This is a genomic window from Halomonas daqiaonensis (assembly GCF_900109725.1).
Classification (GTDB): domain Bacteria; phylum Pseudomonadota; class Gammaproteobacteria; order Pseudomonadales; family Halomonadaceae; genus Halomonas; species Halomonas daqiaonensis.
In genome coordinates, this window is the sequence record NZ_FOBC01000005.1 from 56,300 (window position 1) to 79,748 (window position 23,449).

Consider the following 23,449-nt stretch of genomic DNA (forward strand, 5'->3'; position numbering starts at 1 on the left):
GAATCCAACATGCGAAAAGTGGAGACAGCGACGATGATCACCGAAACCGACAGACACTACCTGCAACGCTGCGTGGAGCTGGCCGAAGAGGCTCTGGAGGCTGGCGACGAACCGTTCGGCTCAGTGCTGGTGAGTGGTGATGGTGAAGTGCTGGTGGAAGACCACAACCACGTGGCCGGCGGGGATGCCACCCAGCACCCGGAGTTCTTCCTGGCGCGCTGGGCAGCAGAGAACCTCACGCCCGAGGAGCGCACACGGGCAACGGTCTACACCTCCGGGGAACACTGTCCCATGTGCGCGGCGGCTCACGGCTGGGTGGGGTTGGGACGGATCGTCTATGCGAGTTCGTCAGAACAGCTCATCGGCTGGCTGAAGGAGATGGGCATCGACCCGGCGCCGGTGGCGCCGCTGCCGATTCAGCAGGTGGTACCTGGCGCGGAAGTCGAGGGCCCGGTGCCGGAATTCACCGAGCGCATGCACAACCTGCATCGTCGGCTGCATGGTGCCTGAGCGCGCGAATCAGCCTCCCGCCAGCACCTGCTCGACATAGGCCTCGCAGCGCTGGTAGGCCGGTCGCATCCGCAGCCCTTCCCAGTAGGCCTCGAACTCGGGCCGACGAGGAATGGTGCCGAAGTGCATGCCCCAGCCGAGGTGCGAGCCAACGTAGACGTCGGCGGCACTGAATGCTCCGCCGCCGATGAAGGGCTTTCCCTCGACGGCGGCGGCCAGGGTATCGATCAGCGCCCAGTAGTCACCGCATCCGAGGCGCATCTTCTGCTCTGCCGTGGGCTGCACCCCTAGGTCGTTGAGGGCGATGGCGCTCTCCAGCGGCCCGGCCGCGAAGAACAGCCAGCGGTAATAGTCGCCTCGAGCGGCGGGCGACGGCGCAAGGCCAGCCTCCGGGAAGGCATCGGCAAGGTAGGCGCAGATGGCGGCGGCCTCGGTCACCACCACATCCCCATGACGGATAGCGGGCACCTTGCCCATGGGATTGAGGGCCAGGTAGTCCGGCGACTTCATGGTGGAGCCATACTCGAGGATCACCGTGCGATAGGGCACGCCGAGTTCCTCGAGCATCCAGTGGACGATCCCGCCACGGGAGAGCGGGTGGGTGTAGAAGGTGATCTCGGCCGGCTCCCATGGGGCGGGTTCGGCCAATGCCGCGGGCGGCAGTGCGATTTCCGGGGGCAACACATAGCCCTGGCCGGGTGTGTTGACGACCTCGACCCCCACCGCGCGCAGCGTGGCGATGTCCTGGTAAAGGATCCGCAGGGTAATCCCCAGCCTCTCGGCAAGCTCGGGTCCGCCGATCGGGCCAGGGTGGTAACGCAACACCCGGATCAGGTCTTGCAGGCGGGTCGTTCGGGTCATGATGAGCAGTTCCTCGGGCGCGTGACAGTCTCTCGCCGCCTCAGGGAGCGCCGAGGCGATCATGATGCCTCTGACACGGGATCGGCGCCAGCCAGCAAACCAAGAAACTGCAGATACTCTGCCTGGCTTCGACCTTCACCAAGGGATGCCAGCGAAGGCTCTGGAAGCACAATCCAGAGCCCGGGTCCGGCTCAAAGCCCTTGGGCGCCGCGGCGTAACCAGTCATGCATGAAGACAAGCTTGCGGCGGACCTTTTCGGAGAGCACGAAGGGATAGAGATCCGGCAATCCCATCGCGCGATTGATGTGGTTGACCGCCATGACCTGGTGCGTGGCAATGTGGATCAGATTCTCGGCATCGGACTCCATGTAGGGATCCCAACCGAGATGCGGGAGGTCAGAGGAGGACAAGCCGGCGGCAACAAAACTGTCGGCGATATCCGTCAGATGCAGCAGGTGAGACGCGGTTTCGGCCCAATCCTCGTGGGGATGTGCAGCCGCATAGGTGCTGACGAAGTGCGAGCGCCAGTCGGGCGGTGGCCCATTGTGGTAATAGCGTTTGAGTGCGGCAGGATAGTCCTCCCGCTCATCACCGAACATGGCCCGGAAGGCATCGAGAAAATCTTCCCGCAGGCTGAGACGCCACCAGAGCATGTGCGCTATCTCATGACGCATATGACCGATCATGGTCCGGTAGGGTTCTTCCAGGGCCTCTCGACGGGTAGTGCTCAGGACCGGGTCTGCCTCGGCCACGCTGATCGTCACCACACCCCCGACGTGCCCCATGGGTACCGGGGTATGGCCCTCGGCCAGCATATGAAACACAGGGCGAGCGCCGGGGTCCTCGGGTCGGAACCAGTTCCAGCGGCCCAGGTTGTCGATCACCCAGCGCTTGGCGGCCTCGGTATGCGCCCAGTTGGGCATGGCATCGGGAATGGAAGGATCCGGCGCCAGCTCGGTCATGGCGCAGGCGCGACAGAAGTCGCCCTGCTTGGGGGCGATCCAGTTGCAGCCGATCACGTCGCGATTGGCGCAGAACGGCGGCATGGTGATGAAGGCCCTGGCCTGAGGGTCGTAGGCAATGGGCGTACCGGTGGCGGTCGCGAGGTTGTCGAACCAGAGGGATCCGGCACCGACCGGATTGGCAAAGACACGCATGAGGCAGTAACTCCAGGAAGAACGGCAGAACAGATGGCCCGACGCATTACAGGTCATCCTGATCTTCTCACGCCCGACAATCAAACCGTCAGTGCTGTACCGCACACAAAGCAAGAAGGCGGCAAGGGCCATTCCCCTGCGCCAAGGCGATCCTTTCCGGTCGAGAGAGAGCTCGCTAGTCCGTCCGTTGCGACCTCAGATCTCGAAGCCCAGGCCGAAGTCCTCGGCACTGATCGCCATCAACGGTTTGGCGCCGGTCTCGATAGCCGCCCTGTGGGCGCGGGTGCGCGGCAGAAGGCGCTGGTAAAAGAAGCGTGCCGTATCGAGCTTGGCGAGATAGAAAGCGGCCTCGTCAGAGCTCCCGGCCAGGGCGACGCGAGCTTGTTTCGCCGCGCGGGCAAAGAGGTAGGCCAGAGTCACGTAGCCGGCGTACATCAGGTAGTCGACGCTGGCCGCGCCCACCTCCTCGCGATCGTTCATGGCTTTCATGCCAATCGCCATGGTCAGCTCGCCCCACTCCTGATTGAGCTTGGCAAGCGGACGCACGAATTCGGCGAGCTCACCGTTACCTTCCTCTGCCTGGCAGAACTTGTGTATCTCACGGGTGAAGACCTTGAGGCTCTCGCCCTGGCTCATCAGCACCTTGCGGCCCAGCAGGTCGAGAGCCTGGATGCCGGTGGTGCCCTCGTAGAGGCGGGTGATGCGCGCGTCGCGCACCAGTTGCTCCATGCCCCACTCCTGGATGAAGCCGTGGCCACCGAACACCTGCACCCCCTCGTTAGTCGCCTCGAAGCCCACCTCGGTAAGGAACGCCTTGACGATGGGCGTCAACAGGCCCAGCAGGGTCTCGGCGCGCTCCTTCTCAACTGCGTCAGGACCATGCTCGACGATGTCGATCATCTGCGCTGTGTAGAGCACCAGCATCCGGCCGCCCTCGGCGAAGGCCTTCTGGGTCAGCAGCATGCGGCGCACGTCCGGGTGGACGATGATCGGGTCGGCGGCTTTCTCGGGCGCCTTGGTACCAGAGAGCGCGCGCATCTGCAGGCGACCGCGGGCGTAGGCCAGGGCATTCTGGAAACTCGCCTCGGTGAGGCCAAGTCCCTGGATGCCCACGCCAATACGCGCAGCATTCATCATGGTGAACATGCAGGTCAGGCCTTGGTGAGGCGCGCCCACCAGAAAGCCTTTCGCCGCATCGAAGTTCATCACGCAGGTGGCGTTGCCGTGGATGCCCATCTTGTGCTCGAGCGAGCCGCACACCACGCCGTTTCGCTCGCCGGGCTCGCCCGCTTCATTGGGCATGAACTTGGGTACCACGAACAGCGAGATACCCCTGGAGCCCTCCGGGGCGTCGGGCAGCTTGGCCAGCACCAGGTGAACGATGTTCTCGGCCAGGTCATGGTCGCCCGCGGAGATGAATATCTTCGTTCCCGTTACTGCATAGCTGCCGTCGTTATTGGGAACAGCGCGGGTCTTGATCAGGCCGAGGTCAGTGCCGCAGTGAGCCTCGGTCAGGCACATGGTACCGGTCCAGGTGCCCTCCACTAGCTTGGCTAGATAGGTGGCCTGCTGCTCCTCTGTGCCGTGATTGCGTAAGGCGTCGGCGGCGCCGTGGGAGAGCCCCGGATACATGCCCCAGGCCAGGTTGGTGGCACAGATCATCTCGCTGAGCACCATGGCCAGCGAAGGCGGCAGCCCCTGGCCGCCCTGCTCGGGATCGGCGGCCAGGCTCGGCCAGCCGGCCTTCACGTACAGGGCATAGGCCGCCTTGAACCCCTTGGGTGCCTTTACGTCCCCGCCCTCAAATAGGCACCCCTCACGGTCGCCGCTCTGATTCAGCGGCAGCAGCACCTGACGTGCAAAGCGTGCGCCCTCTTCCAGGATCGCGCCGATCACATCCGGCGAGGCTTCCTCGCCACCGGGCAGACGAGCGTAGTGAGCCGGGTAGTCCAACATCTCGTCCATCACGAAGCGAAGGTCACGCAAGGGGGCCTGATAGTCGGGCATCTCGAGCTCTCCAGAAAGAAGGGGCACCTGCCGTCGGCACAGGAAGATGACGGCGGTCGATTTCAAACACGTGTTTGAAATTATCCGTCGCAGGATCGAGAGTCAAGCGCTCGTTTGAAAAAGCGGAAAGGATCAAGTCAAGGAGCAAGGAAACCTCCCCTTGCTCCTTGACCCCTTGCTCCTTGACCCCTTGCTCCTTGACCCCTTGCGGCCTTGATTCCTTGCGACTGGCCGAAGGCCTTACTGCATGCGGATACCGCCATCCAGGCGAATCACCTCGCCGTTGAGCATGGCGTTGGTAATGATCTGCTCGGCCAGACGTGCGAACTCGTCAGGCTTGCCGAGCCGCTTGGGGAAGGGCACGGCGGCGGCCAGCGCCTGGGCGGCCTCGTCGGGGATCTCGCTCATCATCGGCGTCTCGAACACGCCGGGGGCGATGGCCATCACCCGCACCCCGTGACGCGAGAGCTCACGGGCCGCCGGCAGGCTCATGCTCACTACGCCGGCCTTTGAGGCGCTGTAGGCGCACTGCCCTACCTGGCCATCGAAGGCGGCGATGGAAGCGGTGTTGATGATGATGCCGCGCTCGCCATCCTCGCTTGCGGTGTTCTTCGCCATGGCGGCGGCAGCCAGGCGCATGACGTTGAAGGTGCCTACCAGGTTGATCTGGATGGTGCGGTTGTAGGCGTCGAGGTCGGCGGGGTTGCCCTCGCGGTCGACCAGTTTGGCCACGCTGACCACGCCGGCGCAATGCACCACCCCGGCGAGCCCCCTGCCATTGCTGAGTTCGACGGCGGTGTCCACCGCCGCCTGGATCTCCTCGCCGGAGGTGACATCACCGCGTACCGCCTGGGCGCCCTCGCCCAGGCGCTCGGCGTGTGCCTCCACGGCATCGCTGAGATCGCAGAGCACCACCCGGCCGCCGGCGGCAACCAGGCGTTCGGCAGTGGCCGCCCCCAGTCCGGAGGCGGCACCGGTAATCAGGAAGGTGTTATCTTTCACTTGCATGTCAAAATCCTCAACGTCATTTGGCAGATGCCCCCCTCAGGCCTTGTCGTTGGCATCGGCGCGCAGCTTGAAGCGCTGGATCTTGCCACTCGGCGTCTTGGGCAGTTCCTCGACGAACTCGATCACACGCGGGAAGGCGTGGGTCGAGAGTCGCTCGCGCACCAGCTTGCGAATCGCGTCGGCCAGTTCATCGCTGGCCTCGAAACCCTCGCGCAGTACGATATAGGACTTGATGATCTCGCCACGGATCTCGTCGGGTTGGCCCACGGCGGCGGATTCAGCGACCGCCGGGTGGGTCATCACGCTGTTCTCCACGTCGGTGGGCCCGACACGATAGCCGGCAGTGGTGATGATGTCGTCGTCACGGCCGGCGAACTGGAAGGTGCCATCTTCATTGCGGATCACCACGTCGCCGGTCAGGTAATAGCCTTCGGCGAAGGGATGCTTCTCCTGCCAGGTGTAGCCGGCAAAAAAGTGAGCCGGGGAATTCTTTATATCCACGGCCAGCACGCCGGGCTCGCCAGGGGGCAACTCATTGTACTCGGCATCCAGAATCGCCAATCGATAGCCAGGCATCGGCACGCCCATGGCACCCACATGCTTGGGATGATCCAGGGCATGGTGATTGTTGCAGGTCATGCCCGTCTCGGTCTGGCCGTAGTGGTCCATGACCGGGCAGCCCAGGGAGCGCTCGACCCAGGTGACCACTTCGGTGTTGAGCGGCTCCCCGGCAGAGCTCGCCGCACGCAGCTCGAGGGTCTGGTGGGCATCGTCAAACAGGCCGGAGGCCTTCATCAAGCGGTACGCGGTGGGCGCGGCGGCGAAGTTGGTGATGCGGTGACGCTTCATGAAGGCCAGCGCGCCCTCGGCACTGAAGCCTGCCTCGCAGAAATGAGTGGTCACGCCCAGCAGCAGCGGCCCGGCGATGGCGTAGTAGAGGCCGTAGGCCCAGCCCGGGTCGGCCATGTTCCAGAAGCGGTCGGTATCGCGCAGATCGACGGCCAGCTCCATGTAGAGGGCGAAAGCCGGCATGCCGGCCAGCGGCACGGCCACGCCCTTGGGCTTACCCACGGTGCCGGAGGTGAACATCTGCAGGAAGGGCTCCTCGCGAGCCAGACGCGGCGGGCTGGTCTCGATCGGTGCATGAGCCAGGGCATCCTTCCAGTCCAGATCATCGCCGTGTTCGGTGCTGGGCCCGCCCACGGCGAGCACCGCCGGGCACTGGGTCAGGCCATCGAACTTGAAGCGGTTGGCGTGATCGGTGATCACCAGCCGGGTATCGGCACGCCCCAGGCGATAGTCTACCGCGTCCGGGCCGAAGGCGGTGAACAGCGGCTGGTAGACGGCGCCGATGCGCCAAGTGGCCAGCACCGCCACCAGCAGCTGCGGCGAGCGCGGCAGCATGCAGGCAATGCGGTCCCCCACGCCCAGGCCACGCTCGGCGAACCAGCCCGCGAGCTTCGCGCTCTCGGCATCGAGTTCGGCGTAGGTCAGGGTGTTGACCTGGCCTTGGGTGTCCTCGTGCACCAGGGCCAGGACGTCGCCGCGACCGGCACGAAGGTGGCGTCCGCAGCAGGACTCGAAGGCGTTGGCCTTGCCGTCGCGGTGATCATCGAGGCGCGCGATGACGTCATCGACGGAAAAGGTCTCTAGGTAGCTCTGGTAGTCGGGAAGGGTGCTCATGTACTGCCCTCTCACGGGTTGTGCTTGTTGTGTCGGCTAATGGGTGGCATCGGATGTGTGGCGCAACATGCTGGCAATGGAGGAAACGGCAAGCACCGACGCTGGCGTGCACGTCTACCTTCTGGCTAGATGCAGTTGACGTAAGCGTCAACCTAGCAAGCGCTAGGTACAAGCTAGAGGCTCCCGCGGAACGGGGCAAGCCCTGAACGGCAGGATGGGACTAGACGATGGTCGAGCGTGGCACATCGATATCGCGACGAAACGCTCCCACGGGTCAGAGGATGAGTGAATCAGGCGGATCGATGAGTGATCATGGCGATCAGTTCATGGGCCAGGTCATCGGGGGAGCGTGGGCCGGCGGGATCGTACCAGCGCACCGTCCAGTTGAGGGCGCCCATCACGAAGCGGGCGACCAGGAAGCGGTCACCATGGATCAGGCCGGCGGCCAGGGCATCGTCGATCACCGCTTCCCAGAGCGCTTCATAGGCATCGCGCAGATGGCTGAGGTGATCCCGGGCCTCGGGGTCGAGGCGGCGCCACTCGTAGAGGGCGACAACATGTGCGTTACGGTCGGTGAGCAAGGTTTCCAGATGCGCACGCGCCATGGCCTGCAACCGTGCCTCGGCAGAGTTGTCGCACTGATCGAGGGCCGCCTTCGCGATGATCAGGGCGTTCTGGGTGCCCTCCTCGATCACCGCCGTCAGGATCTCCTGCTTGTCGCGGAAATGATGGAAGAGGCTACCGGACTTGATGCCCATCTCCTGAGCGAGCATGCGCACCGTGGTCCGGTCGAATCCCGCCTGGACGAACAACTGGGCGGCCTGGCGGGTCAGCTCCTTGCGGCGCGGTGAGTCATTCATTACATTCATCGTGATTTACACTAGCGCTTGCTTGGTTGACCCTGAGAAAACCACAGCCCTGATGCCGGGTCAACGCGCGGCATGCCATGACCCGTCAATCGCACGACAGCGCCGGGGAGAGGTCATAGAGGAGGATTCTACGCCAGGGATGGCGTCGATAGCGCCCAGGGAGGGGGGAAGCCCCCCCCCTCGGAGGCCTCTCGCTGGTACAACTTCGAGAATTGCCGCCAAAGACATTCGTCTGGGGCCTTTACACCATTTTCATGCGGCTCCACCGGGAACCGCACGCGACACCGGGAGAACCACCATGAGCCACGCCAACGACATCGTCTTCCTTTCTGCCGCACGCACGCCCATGGGCGGCATGCTCGGCAGCCTCGCCAGCCTCACCGCACCGGAGCTCGGTGCTACAGCCATCCGCGCCGCCATCGAGCGCGCCGGTATCAGCGCCGACAGCATTGATGAGGGCATTATGGGCTGTGTGCTGCCTGCCGGGGTCAAGCAGGGCCCGGCGCGTCAGGCCATGCGCCAGGCCGGCATCCCCGACAACATCGGCGCCACCACCATCAACAAGCTGTGCGGCTCGGGCATGAAGGCCACCATGCTGGTCCACGACCTGATACGCGCCGGCAGCGGCGATGTGATGCTGGCCGGCGGCATGGAGTCCATGTCCAATGCGCCTCACGTGCTGACCAAGGCCCGTGCCGGCTATCGTCTGGGCCATGGTGAGCTGAAGGACCACATGTTCCTCGATGGCCTGGAGGACGCCGAGACCGGCAAGCTGATGGGGGGCTTCGCCCAGGACGTCGCCAACGATCGCGACTACGGCCGTGAGCGCCTGGACGACTTCGCCATCGCCTCGCTGGAACGCGCCATGGAGGCTACCAACGCCGGCCACCTCGACGCCGAGATGGCGCCGGTCACCGTCACCAGCCGCAAGGGCGAGAGCGTGGTCGATCACGACGAGCAGCCTTTCCAGGCCAAGCTCGACAAGATCCGCGAGCTGCGCCCCGCCTTCGCCAAGGACGGCACCATTACCGCCGCCAACTCCAGTTCCATTTCCGACGGCGCTTCGGCGCTGATCCTGGCCAGCCAGGCGGCCGCCGATCGCCTGGGCGCCAAGCCGATCGCGCGCATGCTCGGCCACAGCACCAATTCGCGTCACCCCAGCGAATTCACCATCGCCCCGGTGGGCGCCATCGAGAAGCTGATGAAGAAGCTCGACTGGGGCGTCAACGACGTCGACCTCTTCGAGATCAACGAGGCCTTCGCCGTGGTGACCCTGATGGCCATGGACGACCTCGGCCTGCCCCACGACAAGGTCAACGTCTTCGGCGGCGCCTGCGCCCAGGGCCATCCCATCGGCTCCACCGGCTCGCGGATCATCGCCACGCTGATCCATGCCCTGCGCACCAAGGGCGGCAAGCGCGGTATCGCCAGCCTGTGCATCGGCGGCGGCGAAGCCACCGCCGTGGCGGTCGAGCTGGTCGATTGAATGGCGCAGGAGTTCTGAGTCGACACCCTTCAGAGGCGGATCTTTGCCACCCGCTGGCAACCACAGGGACGCCCTGGAAGGGGCACACCTGTCGTGCTGCTGAATGTCTCCCTGGGCTGCGTCGCCCTGTGGCGGGATTTCCCGACACGACTGTCACAGGCAACCGGTCGTGACGTCGTAGCCTATGACCGGCTGGGCTTCGGCCGCTCCGCCCCCTAACTGGGTCGGCTTCCCCCGAGCTTCATGGCGGAGGTAGCCGACACCACCCTTGCCGCCGTCCGCGATCTCAAGCCGTGTCGCGACCAGGCGGCAGCCCGACGTGCCCTGGAGAGCGCCTGCACAGAGTGTGCCGCCCAGCATCTTCGCCAGCCCCGCGCCAGTGGCGCCGCTGCCGATCCAGCAGGTGGTATCCAGTGCGCGGGGCGAGGGGCCGGTGCCGGCCTTCGCTGAGCGACTTAGCGAGCTGCATCACCGGCTTCACGATGCATGACTGGCCTCCAGAAAAGTCACCTAACCGCCGAACGGCGCCTTTTTATCCGGTACATATCGCCATCCGCATGGCTCAGCAAGGTATCGACATTCTCTCCATCCGCAGGATAACAGGCCACGCCGATACTGCAGGACGGCATGATCCCCGCTAACTCAGCACACAGCGGCTCGGCCATGACCGCCAGAATTTGGTCAACCTTAGCAGACGCGGCATTTGCCGACTGGATGTCCGTCAACAGAACGGTGAATTCGTCACCGCCCATCCTAGCCACCGTGTCCGTCTCACGCACACAGCTTTCCAGGCGTCGTGCCACCGCACAGAGCACACGATCCCCCATGGCATGACCATGGACATCATTGATCACCTTGAAGTCATTCAGATCCAGAAACAGCAAGGCCAGATAGCTTTGGTGACGATGGGCCGCATGAAGGGCCGAGTCCAGGCGATCATAGAACAGCGAGCGGTTGGTCAGCCCTGTCAACGGATCATGATGGGCGAGGAAGCGCAATTCGTCTTCTGCCTGCCTGAGTGCCGTCACGTTGCGAGCCACGCCGATGCGGACGCCCTCTTCCTCGACCCAGCGAGCCGACCAGAGGATGTATACGATACCGCCGTCCTTGCAGAGATAGCGGTTACGGAAATCGACGTGGGGCTGACCACTCATGACCCGATGAACTGAAGCCAGGCTGATCTCCAGGTCCTCGGGATGCATATAATCGGTGATCAAGGTGCCGGTCAGCTCATCGGCACGGTAACCGAACAACGCCTCGCAGGCATCGCTCACGAAGACGATCCGGTTATCTCTATCAACCACGAAGACCGTATCCAGCATCAAGTTGATCAGTTTGGGATAGAGCGCTTGAAGGTCGACAGGCATGAGTCAAGGGAATCCGGTTTACGTGCCAGTATTGTAGCTCGATCACGATGGGGGCGGTAAGCAATCCCGCAGACTATCAGGAAGGTCATGCCTTGGGTGCCGAGAGGCGGTCGAGGCGTAGCCGCTGACGGCCATCGAAGAGCCGCCGGCTGCCCACTGCCACCGCAGCGAGGGTGCCAAAGCCGGTCCCCAGGGTGATGGTAAACATCACCAGTATCTGATACTTCACTGCCAATGCTGGCGGACTGCCGGCGAGTATCTGGCCGGTCATCATGCCCGGCAGGCTGACCACCCCGGCGGCGGCCATGGCGTTGATCATCGGCATCAGGCCGCTGCGCATCGCCTCGCGGCGGATATCACCGACCGCCTCCTGCCATCGCTGGCCGAGCATCAGTCGGTTCTCGATCACCGCCCGCTGGCGCCAGGCGGTGTCGGTCAGACGATCCAGCGCCAGGGCGACCCCGGTCATGGTGTTGCCGAGCATCATGCCCAGTAACGGAATGGCGTACTGCGGCCGATACCAGGGCTCGGGGCCGATGATCACGGTGAGCGTCAGCACGGTCACCGTGAACGACGACAGGAACATCGCCACTGTGCCGATACCGAAGGCCCAGCCGCCCAGCAAGCGGCGCTTCTGGCGCGCCATCACTTCTCGACCGGCAATCAGCAGCATGCCCAGCGCCATCAACGTCACCCACACCAACCGCTCGGCAGCAAAAAGCGCCTCCAGCACCAGGCCCACCAGGGCGAGCTGGATCACCGTTCGCGCCGCCGCGATCAGCAGGCTGCGGCTCATCCCGAGTCGCATGGCGGCCGTACAGCCGGCCAGTGCCACCACCATCAGCGCCGCCAGGGCCAACTGCCACCAGGCCAGTTGAATCACGTCCATGTCGGCACCTCCGCAAGCTCGGCCCCCTCGATGCGCCAGTGGTGGTTCGCCACTCGGGCGATCTGGGCGGCATCGTGGGCGACCCAGAGTGTCGGCCAGCCTCTCTCACGAATGCGCTCGACCAACCAGGTCTCCACGCGCCGGGTGGTGGCATCATCCAGATTGGCGGTGGGCTCGTCGAGCAGCAGTGCCGAGGGCTCGCGACTGATCGCCCGCAGCAGGGCCAGACGCTGCTTCTCTCCGGAGGAGAGCCTGGCCACCTGCCAGTCCAGCACCTCGGGGGTGAAGCCCAGTGCCTTGAGGTCGGCGGGATCGGCCTGCGACAGGTGCTCCCCCACGCTGTCGGCCCACCAGTGGCTTTCCGCCGGTACCAGCATCACCCGCGCACGCCACTCATGGGCCGGCAGCGATGCCTGGTCGAGATCGCCAAGCAATGCCTTCCCGCCGTGGGGCTCGAGATCCGCCACGGCGCGCAGCAGCCGGCTCTTCCCGGAGCCGCTGGCCCCGGAGAGGCAGAGGATCTCGGCTGGGGCGAGGGTCAACTCGACCCCGCTCAGTTCGCTGATAGCAAGCCGCTCGAGGCGCAGGACATCGGTAGCGGGCAAGGCAGCCTCCACTCAGAAGGGACTGGGCGCGATGGTAGCAGCTCGCGCCGTACGGAATGTGCGACGTGACGTCGTCATCACTGCGCCTGCGACAAGGCAAGACGCGTCAACCGTGTGGTCCTGGACCACTATCGGCCTTAGAATATACGATAATCCATATATTTACTTTCGCCGACCAAAGGTACGCGGTTCATGACCACACACCAGGAATCCCAGTCAACCAGCATCGCCGAGGGTATGGGACTATTCGAGCGTTTCCTCTCGCTGTGGGTGGCACTGGCCATCGTCGCCGGGGTACTGGTCGGTCAGTTCGCCCCGCTCATTCCCGACGCGCTGTCTCGCTTCGAATACGCCCAGGTATCGATCCCGGTGGCCATCTTGATCTGGGCGATGATATTTCCCATGATGGCGCAGATCGACTTCACCGCCGTACTCGGTGTGCGCCGCCAGCCCAAGGGGCTGATCATTACCACCACGGTGAACTGGCTGATCAAGCCCTTCACCATGTTCGCCATCGCCTGGTTCTTCCTGACAGTGGTGTTCCAGCCGCTGATCCCCGAGGACCTGGCCGGCCAGTATCTGGCCGGCGCCATCCTGCTCGGCGCCGCGCCCTGCACCGCCATGGTCTTCGTATGGAGCACCCTGACTCGAGGCGACGCCGCCTACACCCTGGTGCAGGTGTCGCTCAACGACCTGATCATGCTGTTCGCCTTCGCGCCCATCGTGGTCTTCCTGCTCGACGTTTCCAACATCCAGGTGCCCTGGGATACGGTGGCGTTGTCAGTAGTCCTCTACATCGTGATTCCGCTCGCTGCCGGCTACCTGACACGGCGCACGCTGATCGCCCGTCACGGTAGTGAGTGGTATGACAACGTCTTCCTCAAACGCATCGGCCCGATCACGCCGGCCGGGCTGATCCTGACGCTGGTGCTCTTGTTCGCCTTCCAGGGCGAGGTGATCCTCGAGGCGCCGCTGCATATCGTGCTGATCGCCATCCCGCTGATTATCCAGACCTTCCTGATCTTCTTCATCGCCTACGGATGGGCCAAGGCGTGGAAGGTGCCTCACAACGTCGCCGCCCCCGGCGCGATGATCGGCGCCAGCAACTTCTTCGAACTGGCCGTGGCCGCCGCCATCGCGCTGTTCGGCCTACAGTCCGGTGCGGCACTGGCCACGGTGGTGGGCGTGCTGGTGGAGGTGCCTCTGATGCTGGCCCTGGTGCGTATCGCCAACAAGACGCGTCATCATTTTCCCGAGGCCAGCGAGGAAGGTGGCTAAGCCATATCGATCGACGTCACACCCCGGGACCGTGAGTGGCTGCGTAACAAGGATAGCGTCCGCCCCCTCTGGCAAAGACAATGCCCATGACGGTTGCCGGTTGGGAGAAACGTAGCCATGCGCGAGGGGATGGAGCGCTACCAGTCCTGGATCTACCTGCTGTGCATTCTGGTAGGCCTGGGGCTGGGCCTTGCCAGTCCGGGCCTTGCCAGCGTGCTCGAAAGTGGCCTCTGGCCGCTTCTGGGCGGACTGCTGTATGCCACCTTCACCCAGATTCCGCTGGTTCGCCTAGCCGATGGCTTTCGGGACTGGCGCTTCCTCTCTGCCCTGCTGATCGGAAACTTCCTGGTGATCCCGCTCGTGGTGGGCGGCGTGGTATCGGGACTGCCGCTGACACCGGCCATCCAGGCGGGGATATTGCTGGTGCTGCTGGTGCCCTGTACCGACTGGTTCATCAGCTTCACCCACCTCGGCAAAGGCGATAGCGCCCGGGCCATCACCGCCACGCCCCTGCTGTTGCTCATACAGCTGCTTGTCCTGCCGCTCTACCTGTGGCTGTTACTCGGGGAAGCCTGGTTGCAACTCGCCGTCGGCCCACACCTGATCAGCGCCTTCGCCGGCCTCATACTTGCCCCTCTGTCACTGGCATGGGTCACTGAATGCCTGGCCGCGCGACACCGGAAGGCGAGGCGACTGATTCATGGCCTGGGCGTCCTGCCGGTCCCGCTTCTGGCACTGGTCATCCTGGTGATTGCGGCATCGCAGGTCACTTCCGTGATCGAATTTTCGGAGGTCCTGCTTCAGGTCCTGGCGGTGTTCATTGCCTACCTGCTCTTCGCGGTCTTCCTGGGCAAGCTCCTCGGCCAGCTGTTTCGAGTCGACACCTTCCAGGCGCGCACCCTGGCCTTCAGCTTCGGCACCCGCAACTCCTTCGTGATGCTGCCGCTGGCCCTCACGCTGCCGGACGCCTTGCAGGCCGCCGTGGTGGTCATCGTCTTTCAGTCACTGGTCGAGCTTTTCGGCATGGTAGCCTACCTGGCCTGGGTGCCGAGCAAGCTGATACCGGAGCCGCCTGACGGCTGCAGCTAGGAGCGTGTGGTCTCGTCCCGGCCCCTTTGCTCAGCAGAGCGACGCACGCCGCTCGGGGCGATCACCCATGCAAGAAAGGCGCTGGCGCAACTGCTCGAGCCTGCGACCGCACCCTTTCTCGGCAGCCTCCAGGGTGGTCATCGCCCAGGTGGGCAGGTTCGGATCGAGCCCGTAATAGACCCACTGCCCCTCACGCCGGTCGTTGAGCAATCCGCACTGACGCAGTTGTGCCAGGTGTCGAGAGACCTTGGGCTGCGACTCGTCCAGAGCGTGGGTCATCTCGCAGACACATAGCTCCTGCTCGCGCAGCAAGAGAAGCATCAGCATCAGGCGCGTTTCGTCACCCAGGCACTTGAAGAGGCGAAGCGGGTCCAACGACATTGGAGATTTCCTCCGACCGGGATTTTGTCGATTCTACGTGATGCGGGAGCGGAGACGAAGCGACACCCGAGCCGCGTCGCCCCCGGCACTTGCCTTGCCCGGGGGCGAAGGCGAACATGGCGGGATGACGACCTTCCTGCACCGCCACCCCCTGGCCATCATCGTCCTCGCCCAGCTCTGCGGCACGTCGTTGTGGTTCAGCGTGAATGGCGTGGGGCTGTCCCTGTCCCGCGATCTGGGCCTCACCGAGGCTGACCTCGGCCGGCTGACCCTCACCGTTCAGGCGGGTTTCATCCTCGGCACTCTGAGCATCGCGGCAAGCGGCCTTGCCGACCGGTTCCGCGCCAGCCGTATCTTTGCCATCGCTTGTCTGATCGGCGCTCTGGTCAATGCGGCCTTCGTGCTGACATCGGCATCCTTCGCGGCGAGCCTGGCCATGCGCTTCGCCACCGGCCTGTGTCTGGCCGGCATCTATCCCTTGGGCATGAAACTAGTGATCGGCTGGACACCGACCCACAAGGGCGCGGCACTGGCGTGGCTAGTCGGCATGCTGACTCTGGGGACCGCCCTGCCCCACCTGCTGCGCGGAGCCACGCTTGGTATGCCCTGGGAATGGCCACTGCTCGGTGCCTCGCTGCTTGCGCTGGCCGGCGGGGCACTCATTCACCTGCTCGGCGACGGCCCTCACCTGCCACCGCCTGCCGGCCCCACACGGCTACAGGAGGGCCTCGCAGGCCTGCGCGAGCCTCGCTTCCGGGCCGTGGCGGGGGGCTACTTCGGCCACTGCTGGGAGCTGTACGCCCTGTGGATGCTGACGCCCTTCCTGGTGGCCCGGGAGGTCGGGCGCCTGGGCGCCGCCGAGGACCTGATACCCTGGCTGTCGTTCGGCATCATCGCCCTGGGGCTCATCGGTTGCGTGGGAGGTGGTGCCTTGAGCCGACGACTCGGCAGCCTTTGGGTGGCACGGCGCGCCCTGGCCACCTCCGGGCTGATCTGTCTGGCCTATCCGCTGCTGCCCTGGGCGCCGCCCGGCCTGCTGCTCATACTGCTCGGCGCCTGGGGGCTCACGGTCATCGCCGACTCTCCGCAGTTTTCGGCCCTCGCCGCTGCAACCGCCCCCCAGGCCAGAGTCGGCTCAACGCTGGCGGTGATGAATGCCGTGGGCTTCGCACTGACCATCCCGGCAATATCGCTGACCAGCAGCCTCTGGGCCACCCAGGGCCCCTGGGTGCTGTGGTGGCTGCTACCGGGTCCGGCAGTGGGCCTCTGGGCACTGCGAGGACTCACCGAGAAACAGCCTCAACCGGCGCCGTCGGGGTCCTCCTGAGGCCGAGAAATCATGGGGCCGCGGTTTCCCTCGGCAGCGCCAGGGCCATCAGGGCGCTGGCCGCCACCAGAGCCGCAGAGATCCACAGGCAGGCCGCCAGTCCGTAGCCCTGGTAGACCCAGCCAGAGAGCAAGGTGCCCAGCAGACGCCCCATGGCGTTGGCCATATAGTAGAAGCCGACGTCCATGGAGACGCCATCGGCGCGCGCGTAGTGGACGATCAAGTAGCTGTGCCAGCTGGAGTTGATGGCGAACAGCACGCCGAAAGCCAGCAACCCTGCCACCAGCCAACCCACCTCGGCCAGGGGCAGCAGGGCCAGCACCGCCGGCAGGCCGGCTAGTGCCAGCGCCCAGACCGCCGTAACGGCCCGCGGGCCGCTCTTGATCAGACCCGTCAGGCGTGGCGCCTGGGTCTGCACACCACCGTAACCGATCACCCAGATGGCCAGCAGGCCACCCACCGTCCAGTGGCTCCAGCCGTGCTGGTCATAGAGGAACACCGGTAAGGCGACCACGAACCAGACGTCACGGGAGGCGAATAGGCACAGCCTCGCCGCTGAAAGCACGTTGATGGCCCGCGACTTGGAAAACACCTCGGTGAACTTGGGCTTGCGCTTCTGGCGGCCCAGGTCGGCCTTGAGCCGCCAAAGCGACAGGCCCAGCACGACAATGAGCATCACTGCCATGATCACCATCGCGCCACGGAAACCGATCAGCGTAAGTAGCACACCCCCGAGGAAAAAACCGGCGCCCTTGAGCGCATTTTTCGAGCCGGTGAGGATGGCCACCCAGCGGTAGAGCGAGCTTTGGGCACTGGCGCTGTCCTTGGGCACCAGTACTTTGACCGCGCTCTTGGCGCTCATCTTGTTGAGATCCTTGGCGATGCCCGAGAGCGCCTGGGCCGCCATCACCCAAGGCACGGTAAGCGCCGCGGCGGGGACCATCAGCATCGCCAAAGCCAGTATCTGCAATGCCAGGCCGGCATTCATGGTGCGGTTAAGCCCCAGCCGGGCCCCCAACCAGCCTCCGACCAGATTGGTAACCACACCGAAGGCCTCGTAAAAGAGGAACAGCATGGCCACTTCCAGCGGCGAGTAGCCCAACTGGTGGAAGTGCAGCACCACCAGCATGCGCAGGGCGCCGTCGGTCAGGGTGAAGGCCCAGTAGTTACCGGTGATCAGCAGATACTGGCGGACCTCGAAGGGCAGCCCCCTGAGACGGGAGACGAGCGATTCAGCCACGCCCCACCTTCTCACTCCCCACCTTGAGCGCCAATTCGGCTGTGCGGTTGGCGTAGCCCCACTCATTGTCGTACCAGGCGTAGAGCTTTAGCTGGGTGCCGTTGATCACCATGGTCGAGAGCGCATCGATGATCGCGCTGCGCGGATCGGTGCGGTAGTCGATAGAGACCAACGGGCGTTCCTCAAAGCCCAGGATGCCGGCGAGCTCGCCTTCGGCGGCGGCCTTGAGCGCCGCGTTGACCTCTTCCACCGTCACCTCGCGCTCGAGCTCGAAGACCATGTCGGTCAGCGAGGCATTGGCCAGCGGCACGCGCACGGCGTGGCCGTTGAGCTTGCCGGTCAGCTCCGGGAATATCTCGGTGATCGCCTTTGCCGAACCGGTGGTGGTCGGGATCAGGCTCATGCCGCAGGCCCGCGAACGACGCAGGTCGGGTTTGCTTGGAGAGCTGGGGGCGTCGAGGATGACCTGGGTATTGGTGATGTCGTGCACCGTCGTCATGGAGCCATGACGAATGCCGTAGGTCTCGTGGATCACCTTGATGACGGGCGCCAGGCAGTTGGTGGTGCAACTCGCCGCGGTGACGATGCGGTGCGTCGCCGGGTCGTACTTGTCATCGTTGACGCCGACGACGACGTTGAGCACCGCCTCTTCCTTGATCGGCGCGCTGACCACCACACTCTCGACGCCCTGATCGAGATAGGCCTGGAGTGCGTCGCTGCCCTTCATCTTGCCGGAGCACTCGATGGCCACCTGGCAAACGGACCAGTCGCTCTCTTCCAACGCCTTATGGGCGCTGAAGGCGATACGACGGCCATCGATCACCAAGGCGTCGTCTTCCGCCTGGATGCCCTGCCCGGGCGACCAGTGGCCATGGACCGAGTCGAACTCCAGCAGATGAGCGAAGGTGGCGGCGTCACCCCCTGGGTCGTTGATCCGCACCAGCTCGACCTCGCCGGCCTCTACGCGAGGCCAAAGGCTGCGCAGCACCAGACGACCGATGCGACCAAAGCCATTGATACCGAGTCGTAGGGTCATGCTTCTCTCCCGCGAGGGTTTTGATATCTGGAATTCCATATATACACGGGCAATCTGTCAATCTTGTGACACCCAAAAACGTCAACGGGGAGGCGGTGGCCTCCCCGTTGTCATCGACCGCCAGGCGACGGTGACACTAGCCATAGCGGCCGGTAATGTAGTCTTCCGCCTTCTTGGTAGCCGGATTGGCGAACATCGTCCGGGTGTCGTTGTACTCGATGATCTCGCCGAGGTGGAAGAAGGCCGTGTAGTCGGCCACCCGTGCCGCCTGCTGCATGTTATGCGTCACGGTGATGATAGTGAACTGTTGCTTGAGCTTGTCCATCAGGTCCTCGATGGTGGCCGTGGAGATCGGATCCAGCGCCGAGGTCGGTTCATCCATCAGGATCACATCGGGCTGCACGGCGATGGCCCTGGCGATACACAGGCGCTGCTGCTGGCCACCGGAGAGCGAGGTGCCCGGCTGGTGCAGCTTGTCCTTGACCTCTTCCCACAGGCCGGCGTCGCGCAGTGCCTTCTCCACCAATTCGTCCTGCTCCGGCTTGCGGCTCACCAGATCGTGCATGCGCGGCGCATAGACGACATTGTCGTAGATCGACTTAGGAAAGGGATTGGGCTTCTGGAACACCATGCCCACCCGGCGACGCAGCGCCACCTCGTCCATCTTGGCAGCGTTGACGTCGCGACCGTCCATCTCCACCAGGCCCTCGAGGCGCACACTGGGGATCAGGTCATTCATGCGGTTGAGGCAGCGCAGGAAGGTCGACTTGCCACACCCCGAGGGCCCTATGAGCGCCGTAATGTTCTTCTGGTAGATATCGATGTTGAGATTCTTCAGCGCCTGGGTCTGGCCGTACCAGAGGTTGAGATCGCGGACACGAATGCTCAGCTCATGGTGGGCGTTATTATTGCGGGTCACCGGCTGACCGGGTTCGGGACGAGAGCTTTCGTGACGTGACATCGGCGCGGTACTCCGCTCGGCAACGTGAATGTTCATCTTTGGATCCCCTGTAACGTAGCGTGACCTACCAGCGGCGCTCGAATTTCTTGCGCAGGACGACGGCAGTGGCGTTGAGGAAGATCAGGATCGCCAACAGTACCAAGATCCCTCCGGCGGTCTTCTCGACGAAGGCCTGCTCCGGCTCTCCCGCCCAGGTGAAGATCTGCGCCGGCAGTACGGTGGCGGCCTGTGTGAAAGAGCTCCCTGCGTCGGGAATGAAGGCCACCATGCCAATGATAATCAGCGGTGCGGTCTCGCCCATGGCCTGGGCCAGGCCGATGATCGAGCCGGTCATGATGCCCGGCATGGCCAGTGGCAATACGTGGTCGCGCACCACCTGCCAGCGCGAGCAGCCCACCCCGAAGGCGGCGTGGCGGATCGTGTCCGGCACACTGCGCAGCGCCGTGCGGGTCGCGATGATGATCACTGGCAGAGTCATCAGCGCCAGGGTCATGCCGCCTACCAGCGGCGTCGAACGCGGCACACCAAAGAAGTTGATGAAGATCGCCAGGCCCAGCAAGCCGAACAGGATCGAGGGGATCGCCGCCAGGTTGTTGATGTTGATCTCGATGATCTGGGTCAGGCGATTGTCGGGGGCGAACTCCTCGAGGTAGACCGCCGTCATTACACCGATGGGAAAGGCGATGGCCAGCGTCACCAGCAAGGTCATTACCGTGCCCACGGCGGCGGAGAGGATCCCCGCGGCCTCGGGCATCTTGGAGTCGCCGCTGGTGAAGAAGGTGGTGTTGAATTTGAGCTCCACTCGGTCCTGCTGCACCAGCGCTTCGACCGTGGCCTGCTGGGACTCACTGAGCTTGTGACGATGCCCCTTGAGGTACTGGTCCACTTCGCTGTCGGCCAGCACCCAGCGAGTCTCGGTGGTGCCCAGCAGCTCGGGGTTGTCGCGCATGCGCACCGGAATCAGACGCTCGAAGGTACGACTCACCAGACGCGACACCTCGGGGTCCAGGGCGGCACGCCCCATGCGCTGGGCATCTTCGTTATAGTCGACCTCCACCTGGATCTGCGCCTGCTGGAAGGCCGGCAGGCCCTTGGCGAGCATGTCGGCGAAGAACAGCACCAGGAACAGGCCAGCGATTCCCAGGGCCCCCATGGAGATCCACTTCAGCCGCGATGAGCGGCGATGGCGGCGGCGCAGCTGGGTGCTGATGTCGTCGAAGGAGTGACTCATCTCGGCGATTCCTCGGCGTTACAGGTTGTTGACGCGATATTTCTCGCGGAAGCGGCGGATCATGAGCACCGACACCAGGTTCAGGCTCAACGTGACGGCAAACAGCACCAGGCCCAGGGCGAAGGCGGAGAGTGTCTCGGCACTCTCGAACTCCAGGTCGCCAGTAAGCGCTGCGACGATGCGCACCGTCACCGTAGTCATGTCCTCCAGGGGGTTGGCGGTCAAGTTGGGCCGCATACCCGCCGCCATCACCACGATCATGGTCTCGCCCAGGGCCCGCGAGACCGCCAGCAGCGAGGCGGAGATGATCCCCGGCAGGGCTGCGGGAATGACCACATCACGAATGGTCTCGCCCTTGGTCATGCCCAGCGCCAGCGAGCCCTGTCGCATGCTGTCCGGCACCGCACTGATCACGTCGTCGGAAAGCGAGGAGATGAAGGGGATGATCATGATGCCCATCACCACCCCGGGCGCCACGGCATTGTTGAAGGAGGCATCCAGGCCGAAGAAACCGGCCACGTCGACGATGATCGGCGCCACCGTGATGGCGGCGAAGAAGCCATAGACCACGGTGGGAATGCCGGCCAGCACCTCGAGGGTCGGCTTGGCGAAGGTGCGCACCCGGCTGGGGGCGAACTCTGCCATGTAGACGGCCGACAGCAGGCCCACGGGAATCGCCACCAGCATGGCGATGGCGGTGATCATGAAGGTACCGGCGAACAGCGGTACCGAGCCGAACTGGGCTGCGGAGCCCCCCTCATCGCCGCGCCCCGCAGCGGCCAGGAAGCTGGCGCCGGGATCCCACACCGTGCCGGTGATGAAGTCCCAGAAGCTGTGCATCTGGAAGAAGCGCAGCGCCTCGAAGATGATAGAGAAGAGAATGCCGAAGGTGGTGAAGATCGAGATCATGGCCGCGGCGACCAGAATCCAGCGGATCACCCGCTCGATGGCCTGACGGGCGTGGAAGTCGGGCTTCACCTGGCGCATTCCCACCATCAGGCCGATAGCAGCGACCACCAAACTACAGGCCAGCAGATAGAGAGTAGGGATCTCGGCCCCCAGCAACAGCATCAGGAAGGCCCCGATGGCACCCACGGTGATCGCCGGGCCGGCGGTGGCGACCACGGCGAACCAGGCGTACTGGTCGGGTTGAGCATACATGGCCGTGCCACTGGCGCGCACCCGCGCGGCCTTGGCACGGCCTAGGAAGAAGGCTATCAGACCCATCAGCAGCAGGACGCCGCTGAACATGGCGAGGAGTTGGTTGGTCTGCATAGATCTCTCTCGGTGGATAACGGCGGCAGGGTTCCTGCCGGAACGTGAGACGGCCGGCAGCCGTGGGCTGCCGGCCGGATCAGGCATCCCTGCCCAACAGGGTGTTACTTGAGGTCGTCGACCTCGAGCTGGGCCCGGTTGGCAACCTTCTCACGAGTCTGCTCACGCTCGGCTTCGGGCAGCGGAATCAGGCCCAGATCACGAAGGTAGCCGCCCTCGCCGATCATGGTCTCGGAAACGAACATGTCGACGTAGTCATACAGCGGCGGCACGGCATCGGCGTGCTGGTTCTTGACGTAGAACCACAGCGAGCGGGCGATCGGATAGTCGCCGGCACTGATCGCCTCGGGCTCCGGTTCCACCCCTCCGATGGCCGTACCGACCAGGGCGCCGGAATTCTCTTCCAGGAAAGAATAACCGAAGATGCCGAAGGCATCGGTGTCTTCGCTCAAACGCTGGACGATCAGGTTATCGTTCTCGCCGGCATCGATGTAGACGCCATCGGAACGGACGTCAGTGTAGCCGTCGCCACCATAAGCCTCCATTTCCTTTGACGGCACTTCCATGGCGAGTTCTTCGAAGGCATCGCGCGTGCCGGACGTGGTGGGCGGGCCGTAGATGGAAATCTCGCGATCTGGCAGGGAGGCGTCGATCTCGCTCCAGTTGGTGTAGGGGTTGTCGACCAGTTCGCCATCGACCGGCACCTTGGCCGCCACGGCCAGGAACAGCTGCTCGAGGGTCAGCTCGATGGCCTCGTTGGTGCTGGACTGGGCGAAGACGATGCCGTCGGAACCGATCTTCACCTCGGTGACATCGGTCACGCCGTTCTCGAGGCAGCGCTCGAGCTCGGAGAGCTTGATGCGGCGCGAGGAGTTGGTGATGTCCGGAGTGCCCTCGCCCACGCCGTTGCAGAACAGACGCAGACCGCCGCCAGAGCCGGTGGACTCAATGACCGGAGTCGGGTACTCAGTCACAGCGCCGAACTCCTCGGTCACGTAGCTGGCAAACGGGTATACGGTGCTGGAACCGACGATACGGATCTGGTCACGGGCATGTGCCACGGTGGCCACACCGATAACGGCGGCGGCGATGGCAGTGGTCTTGAAAGCACGGTTCTTGAGAATGCGATTCATGGAGCGATCTCCTGATAAGGACAGTGTGCAACCTTCGCAGGACACACCTTGCCGCA

22 protein-coding genes are annotated in these 23,449 nt (G+C 64.2%); 6 read left to right on the forward strand and 16 right to left on the reverse strand.

Annotated features, from left to right (window positions below):
• The first annotated feature begins 33 nt into the window (after positions 1-33).
• Entirely contained in the window at positions 34-510 is a 477-nt protein-coding gene (locus BMY30_RS05225; RefSeq protein ID WP_089711323.1) for a nucleoside deaminase, read from the forward strand.
• 9 nt (positions 511-519) lie between these two features.
• Here the strand turns inward: BMY30_RS05225 and BMY30_RS05230 are convergent, their stop codons facing one another.
• The 6 genes from BMY30_RS05230 to BMY30_RS05255 all read right to left on the reverse strand — a co-directional run bounded on the left by BMY30_RS05230 (position 520) and on the right by BMY30_RS05255 (position 8,086).
• On the reverse strand, positions 520-1,371 hold the full coding sequence (locus BMY30_RS05230) for a glutathione S-transferase N-terminal domain-containing protein (RefSeq protein ID WP_089711325.1): 852 nt from the start codon (positions 1,369-1,371) through the stop codon (positions 520-522).
• Positions 1,372-1,562: 191 nt separating this feature from the next.
• Positions 1,563-2,528: a zinc-binding metallopeptidase family protein gene (locus BMY30_RS05235; protein ID WP_089711327.1), complete on the reverse strand. Its 966-nt coding sequence runs from the start codon at positions 2,526-2,528 to the stop codon at positions 1,563-1,565.
• Between the two features lie 195 nt (positions 2,529-2,723).
• Complete coding sequence (locus tag BMY30_RS05240) at positions 2,724-4,535, reverse strand: acyl-CoA dehydrogenase C-terminal domain-containing protein (protein ID WP_089711329.1); 1,812 nt, start codon at positions 4,533-4,535, stop codon at positions 2,724-2,726.
• 240 nt (positions 4,536-4,775) lie between these two features.
• Positions 4,776-5,543, reverse strand: coding sequence for an SDR family NAD(P)-dependent oxidoreductase (locus BMY30_RS05245; RefSeq protein WP_089711331.1), 768 nt, complete (start codon positions 5,541-5,543; stop codon positions 4,776-4,778).
• 36 nt (positions 5,544-5,579) lie between these two features.
• On the reverse strand, positions 5,580-7,226 hold the full coding sequence (locus BMY30_RS05250; RefSeq protein ID WP_089711333.1) for an AMP-binding protein: 1,647 nt from the start codon (positions 7,224-7,226) through the stop codon (positions 5,580-5,582).
• Between the two features lie 290 nt (positions 7,227-7,516).
• On the reverse strand, positions 7,517-8,086 hold the full coding sequence (locus BMY30_RS05255; protein WP_089711335.1) for a TetR/AcrR family transcriptional regulator: 570 nt from the start codon (positions 8,084-8,086) through the stop codon (positions 7,517-7,519).
• Between the two features lie 307 nt (positions 8,087-8,393).
• Here BMY30_RS05255 and BMY30_RS05260 point away from each other — a divergent pair, with 307 nt between their 5' ends.
• Complete coding sequence (locus BMY30_RS05260; protein ID WP_089711337.1) at positions 8,394-9,581, forward strand: acetyl-CoA C-acyltransferase; 1,188 nt, start codon at positions 8,394-8,396, stop codon at positions 9,579-9,581.
• 243 nt (positions 9,582-9,824) lie between these two features.
• Positions 9,825-10,031 (forward strand): hypothetical protein, encoded by a 207-nt coding sequence (locus tag BMY30_RS17570; protein ID WP_139195478.1) that lies wholly within the window; start codon positions 9,825-9,827, stop codon positions 10,029-10,031.
• A 56-nt stretch (positions 10,032-10,087) separates the two neighbouring features.
• Here BMY30_RS17570 and BMY30_RS05270 read toward each other — a convergent pair whose 3' ends face one another.
• From BMY30_RS05270 to BMY30_RS05280, 3 genes are all read right to left on the reverse strand, one after another.
• Positions 10,088-10,948: a sensor domain-containing diguanylate cyclase gene (locus BMY30_RS05270; protein WP_089711338.1), complete on the reverse strand. Its 861-nt coding sequence runs from the start codon at positions 10,946-10,948 to the stop codon at positions 10,088-10,090.
• 85 nt (positions 10,949-11,033) lie between these two features.
• Positions 11,034-11,837, reverse strand: a complete 804-nt coding sequence (locus BMY30_RS05275) for an ABC transporter permease (protein ID WP_089711340.1) — start codon at positions 11,835-11,837, stop codon at positions 11,034-11,036.
• Positions 11,828-12,442, reverse strand: a complete 615-nt coding sequence (locus tag BMY30_RS05280) for an ABC transporter ATP-binding protein (RefSeq protein ID WP_089711342.1) — start codon at positions 12,440-12,442, stop codon at positions 11,828-11,830. Before BMY30_RS05280 ends, BMY30_RS05275 begins: the two co-directional genes overlap by 10 nt.
• A 192-nt stretch (positions 12,443-12,634) precedes the next feature.
• Here BMY30_RS05280 and arsB point away from each other — a divergent pair, with 192 nt between their 5' ends.
• Entirely contained in the window at positions 12,635-13,720 is a 1,086-nt protein-coding gene (arsB, locus tag BMY30_RS05285; protein ID WP_089711343.1) for an ACR3 family arsenite efflux transporter, read from the forward strand.
• A gap of 117 nt (positions 13,721-13,837) precedes the next feature.
• Positions 13,838-14,809, forward strand: a complete 972-nt coding sequence (locus BMY30_RS05290; protein WP_089711345.1) for an arsenic resistance protein — start codon at positions 13,838-13,840, stop codon at positions 14,807-14,809.
• 30 nt (positions 14,810-14,839) lie between these two features.
• Here BMY30_RS05290 and BMY30_RS05295 read toward each other — a convergent pair whose 3' ends face one another.
• A complete protein-coding gene (locus BMY30_RS05295) occupies positions 14,840-15,190 on the reverse strand; it encodes a metalloregulator ArsR/SmtB family transcription factor (protein ID WP_089711347.1) in 351 nt (116 codons plus the stop codon).
• 124 nt (positions 15,191-15,314) lie between these two features.
• Here BMY30_RS05295 and BMY30_RS05300 point away from each other — a divergent pair, with 124 nt between their 5' ends.
• Positions 15,315-16,517 carry an MFS transporter gene (locus tag BMY30_RS05300; RefSeq protein ID WP_089711349.1) on the forward strand — a complete coding sequence of 401 codons (1,203 nt, stop codon included), beginning with the start codon at positions 15,315-15,317 and terminating at the stop codon, positions 16,515-16,517.
• 10 nt (positions 16,518-16,527) lie between these two features.
• On the opposite strand, the gene arsJ is transcribed toward BMY30_RS05300, so the two are convergent.
• The 6 genes from arsJ to BMY30_RS05330 form a co-directional block, all read right to left on the reverse strand.
• On the reverse strand, positions 16,528-17,757 hold the full coding sequence (gene arsJ, locus BMY30_RS05305) for an organoarsenical effux MFS transporter ArsJ (RefSeq protein ID WP_089711351.1): 1,230 nt from the start codon (positions 17,755-17,757) through the stop codon (positions 16,528-16,530).
• Positions 17,750-18,793 carry an ArsJ-associated glyceraldehyde-3-phosphate dehydrogenase gene (locus BMY30_RS05310; protein ID WP_089711353.1) on the reverse strand — a complete coding sequence of 348 codons (1,044 nt, stop codon included), beginning with the start codon at positions 18,791-18,793 and terminating at the stop codon, positions 17,750-17,752. Before BMY30_RS05310 ends, arsJ begins: the two co-directional genes overlap by 8 nt.
• A 136-nt stretch (positions 18,794-18,929) precedes the next feature.
• Positions 18,930-19,712 carry a phosphate ABC transporter ATP-binding protein PstB gene (pstB, locus tag BMY30_RS05315; RefSeq protein WP_170840083.1) on the reverse strand — a complete coding sequence of 261 codons (783 nt, stop codon included), beginning with the start codon at positions 19,710-19,712 and terminating at the stop codon, positions 18,930-18,932.
• A gap of 106 nt (positions 19,713-19,818) precedes the next feature.
• Entirely contained in the window at positions 19,819-20,985 is a 1,167-nt protein-coding gene (pstA, locus tag BMY30_RS05320; protein WP_089711355.1) for a phosphate ABC transporter permease PstA, read from the reverse strand.
• Between the two features lie 18 nt (positions 20,986-21,003).
• On the reverse strand, positions 21,004-22,260 hold the full coding sequence (gene pstC, locus BMY30_RS05325; protein WP_089711357.1) for a phosphate ABC transporter permease subunit PstC: 1,257 nt from the start codon (positions 22,258-22,260) through the stop codon (positions 21,004-21,006).
• Positions 22,261-22,364: 104 nt separating this feature from the next.
• A complete protein-coding gene (locus BMY30_RS05330) occupies positions 22,365-23,393 on the reverse strand; it encodes a substrate-binding domain-containing protein (protein ID WP_089711359.1) in 1,029 nt (342 codons plus the stop codon).
• Positions 23,394-23,449: the final 56 nt, after the last annotated feature.

Coding starts and splice junctions, on each gene's coding strand:
- BMY30_RS05225 (WP_089711323.1), top strand. CDS start 34: ATGATCACCGAAACCGACAGACACTACCTGCAACGCTGCGTGGAGCTG.
- BMY30_RS05230 (WP_089711325.1), bottom strand. CDS start 1,371: ATGACCCGAACGACCCGCCTGCAAGACCTGATCCGGGTGTTGCGTTAC.
- BMY30_RS05235 (WP_089711327.1), bottom strand. CDS start 2,528: ATGCGTGTCTTTGCCAATCCGGTCGGTGCCGGATCCCTCTGGTTCGAC.
- BMY30_RS05240 (WP_089711329.1), bottom strand. CDS start 4,535: ATGCCCGACTATCAGGCCCCCTTGCGTGACCTTCGCTTCGTGATGGAC.
- BMY30_RS05245 (WP_089711331.1), bottom strand. CDS start 5,543: ATGCAAGTGAAAGATAACACCTTCCTGATTACCGGTGCCGCCTCCGGA.
- BMY30_RS05250 (WP_089711333.1), bottom strand. CDS start 7,226: ATGAGCACCCTTCCCGACTACCAGAGCTACCTAGAGACCTTTTCCGTC.
- BMY30_RS05255 (WP_089711335.1), bottom strand. CDS start 8,086: ATGAATGACTCACCGCGCCGCAAGGAGCTGACCCGCCAGGCCGCCCAG.
- BMY30_RS05260 (WP_089711337.1), top strand. CDS start 8,394: ATGAGCCACGCCAACGACATCGTCTTCCTTTCTGCCGCACGCACGCCC.
- BMY30_RS17570 (WP_139195478.1), top strand. CDS start 9,825: ATGGCGGAGGTAGCCGACACCACCCTTGCCGCCGTCCGCGATCTCAAG.
- BMY30_RS05270 (WP_089711338.1), bottom strand. CDS start 10,948: ATGCCTGTCGACCTTCAAGCGCTCTATCCCAAACTGATCAACTTGATG.
- BMY30_RS05275 (WP_089711340.1), bottom strand. CDS start 11,837: ATGGACGTGATTCAACTGGCCTGGTGGCAGTTGGCCCTGGCGGCGCTG.
- arsB (WP_089711343.1), top strand. CDS start 12,635: ATGACCACACACCAGGAATCCCAGTCAACCAGCATCGCCGAGGGTATG.
- BMY30_RS05290 (WP_089711345.1), top strand. CDS start 13,838: ATGCGCGAGGGGATGGAGCGCTACCAGTCCTGGATCTACCTGCTGTGC.
- BMY30_RS05295 (WP_089711347.1), bottom strand. CDS start 15,190: ATGTCGTTGGACCCGCTTCGCCTCTTCAAGTGCCTGGGTGACGAAACG.
- BMY30_RS05300 (WP_089711349.1), top strand. CDS start 15,315: ATGACGACCTTCCTGCACCGCCACCCCCTGGCCATCATCGTCCTCGCC.
- BMY30_RS05310 (WP_089711353.1), bottom strand. CDS start 18,793: ATGACCCTACGACTCGGTATCAATGGCTTTGGTCGCATCGGTCGTCTG.
- pstA (WP_089711355.1), bottom strand. CDS start 20,985: ATGAGTCACTCCTTCGACGACATCAGCACCCAGCTGCGCCGCCGCCAT.
- pstC (WP_089711357.1), bottom strand. CDS start 22,260: ATGCAGACCAACCAACTCCTCGCCATGTTCAGCGGCGTCCTGCTGCTG.
- BMY30_RS05330 (WP_089711359.1), bottom strand. CDS start 23,393: ATGAATCGCATTCTCAAGAACCGTGCTTTCAAGACCACTGCCATCGCC.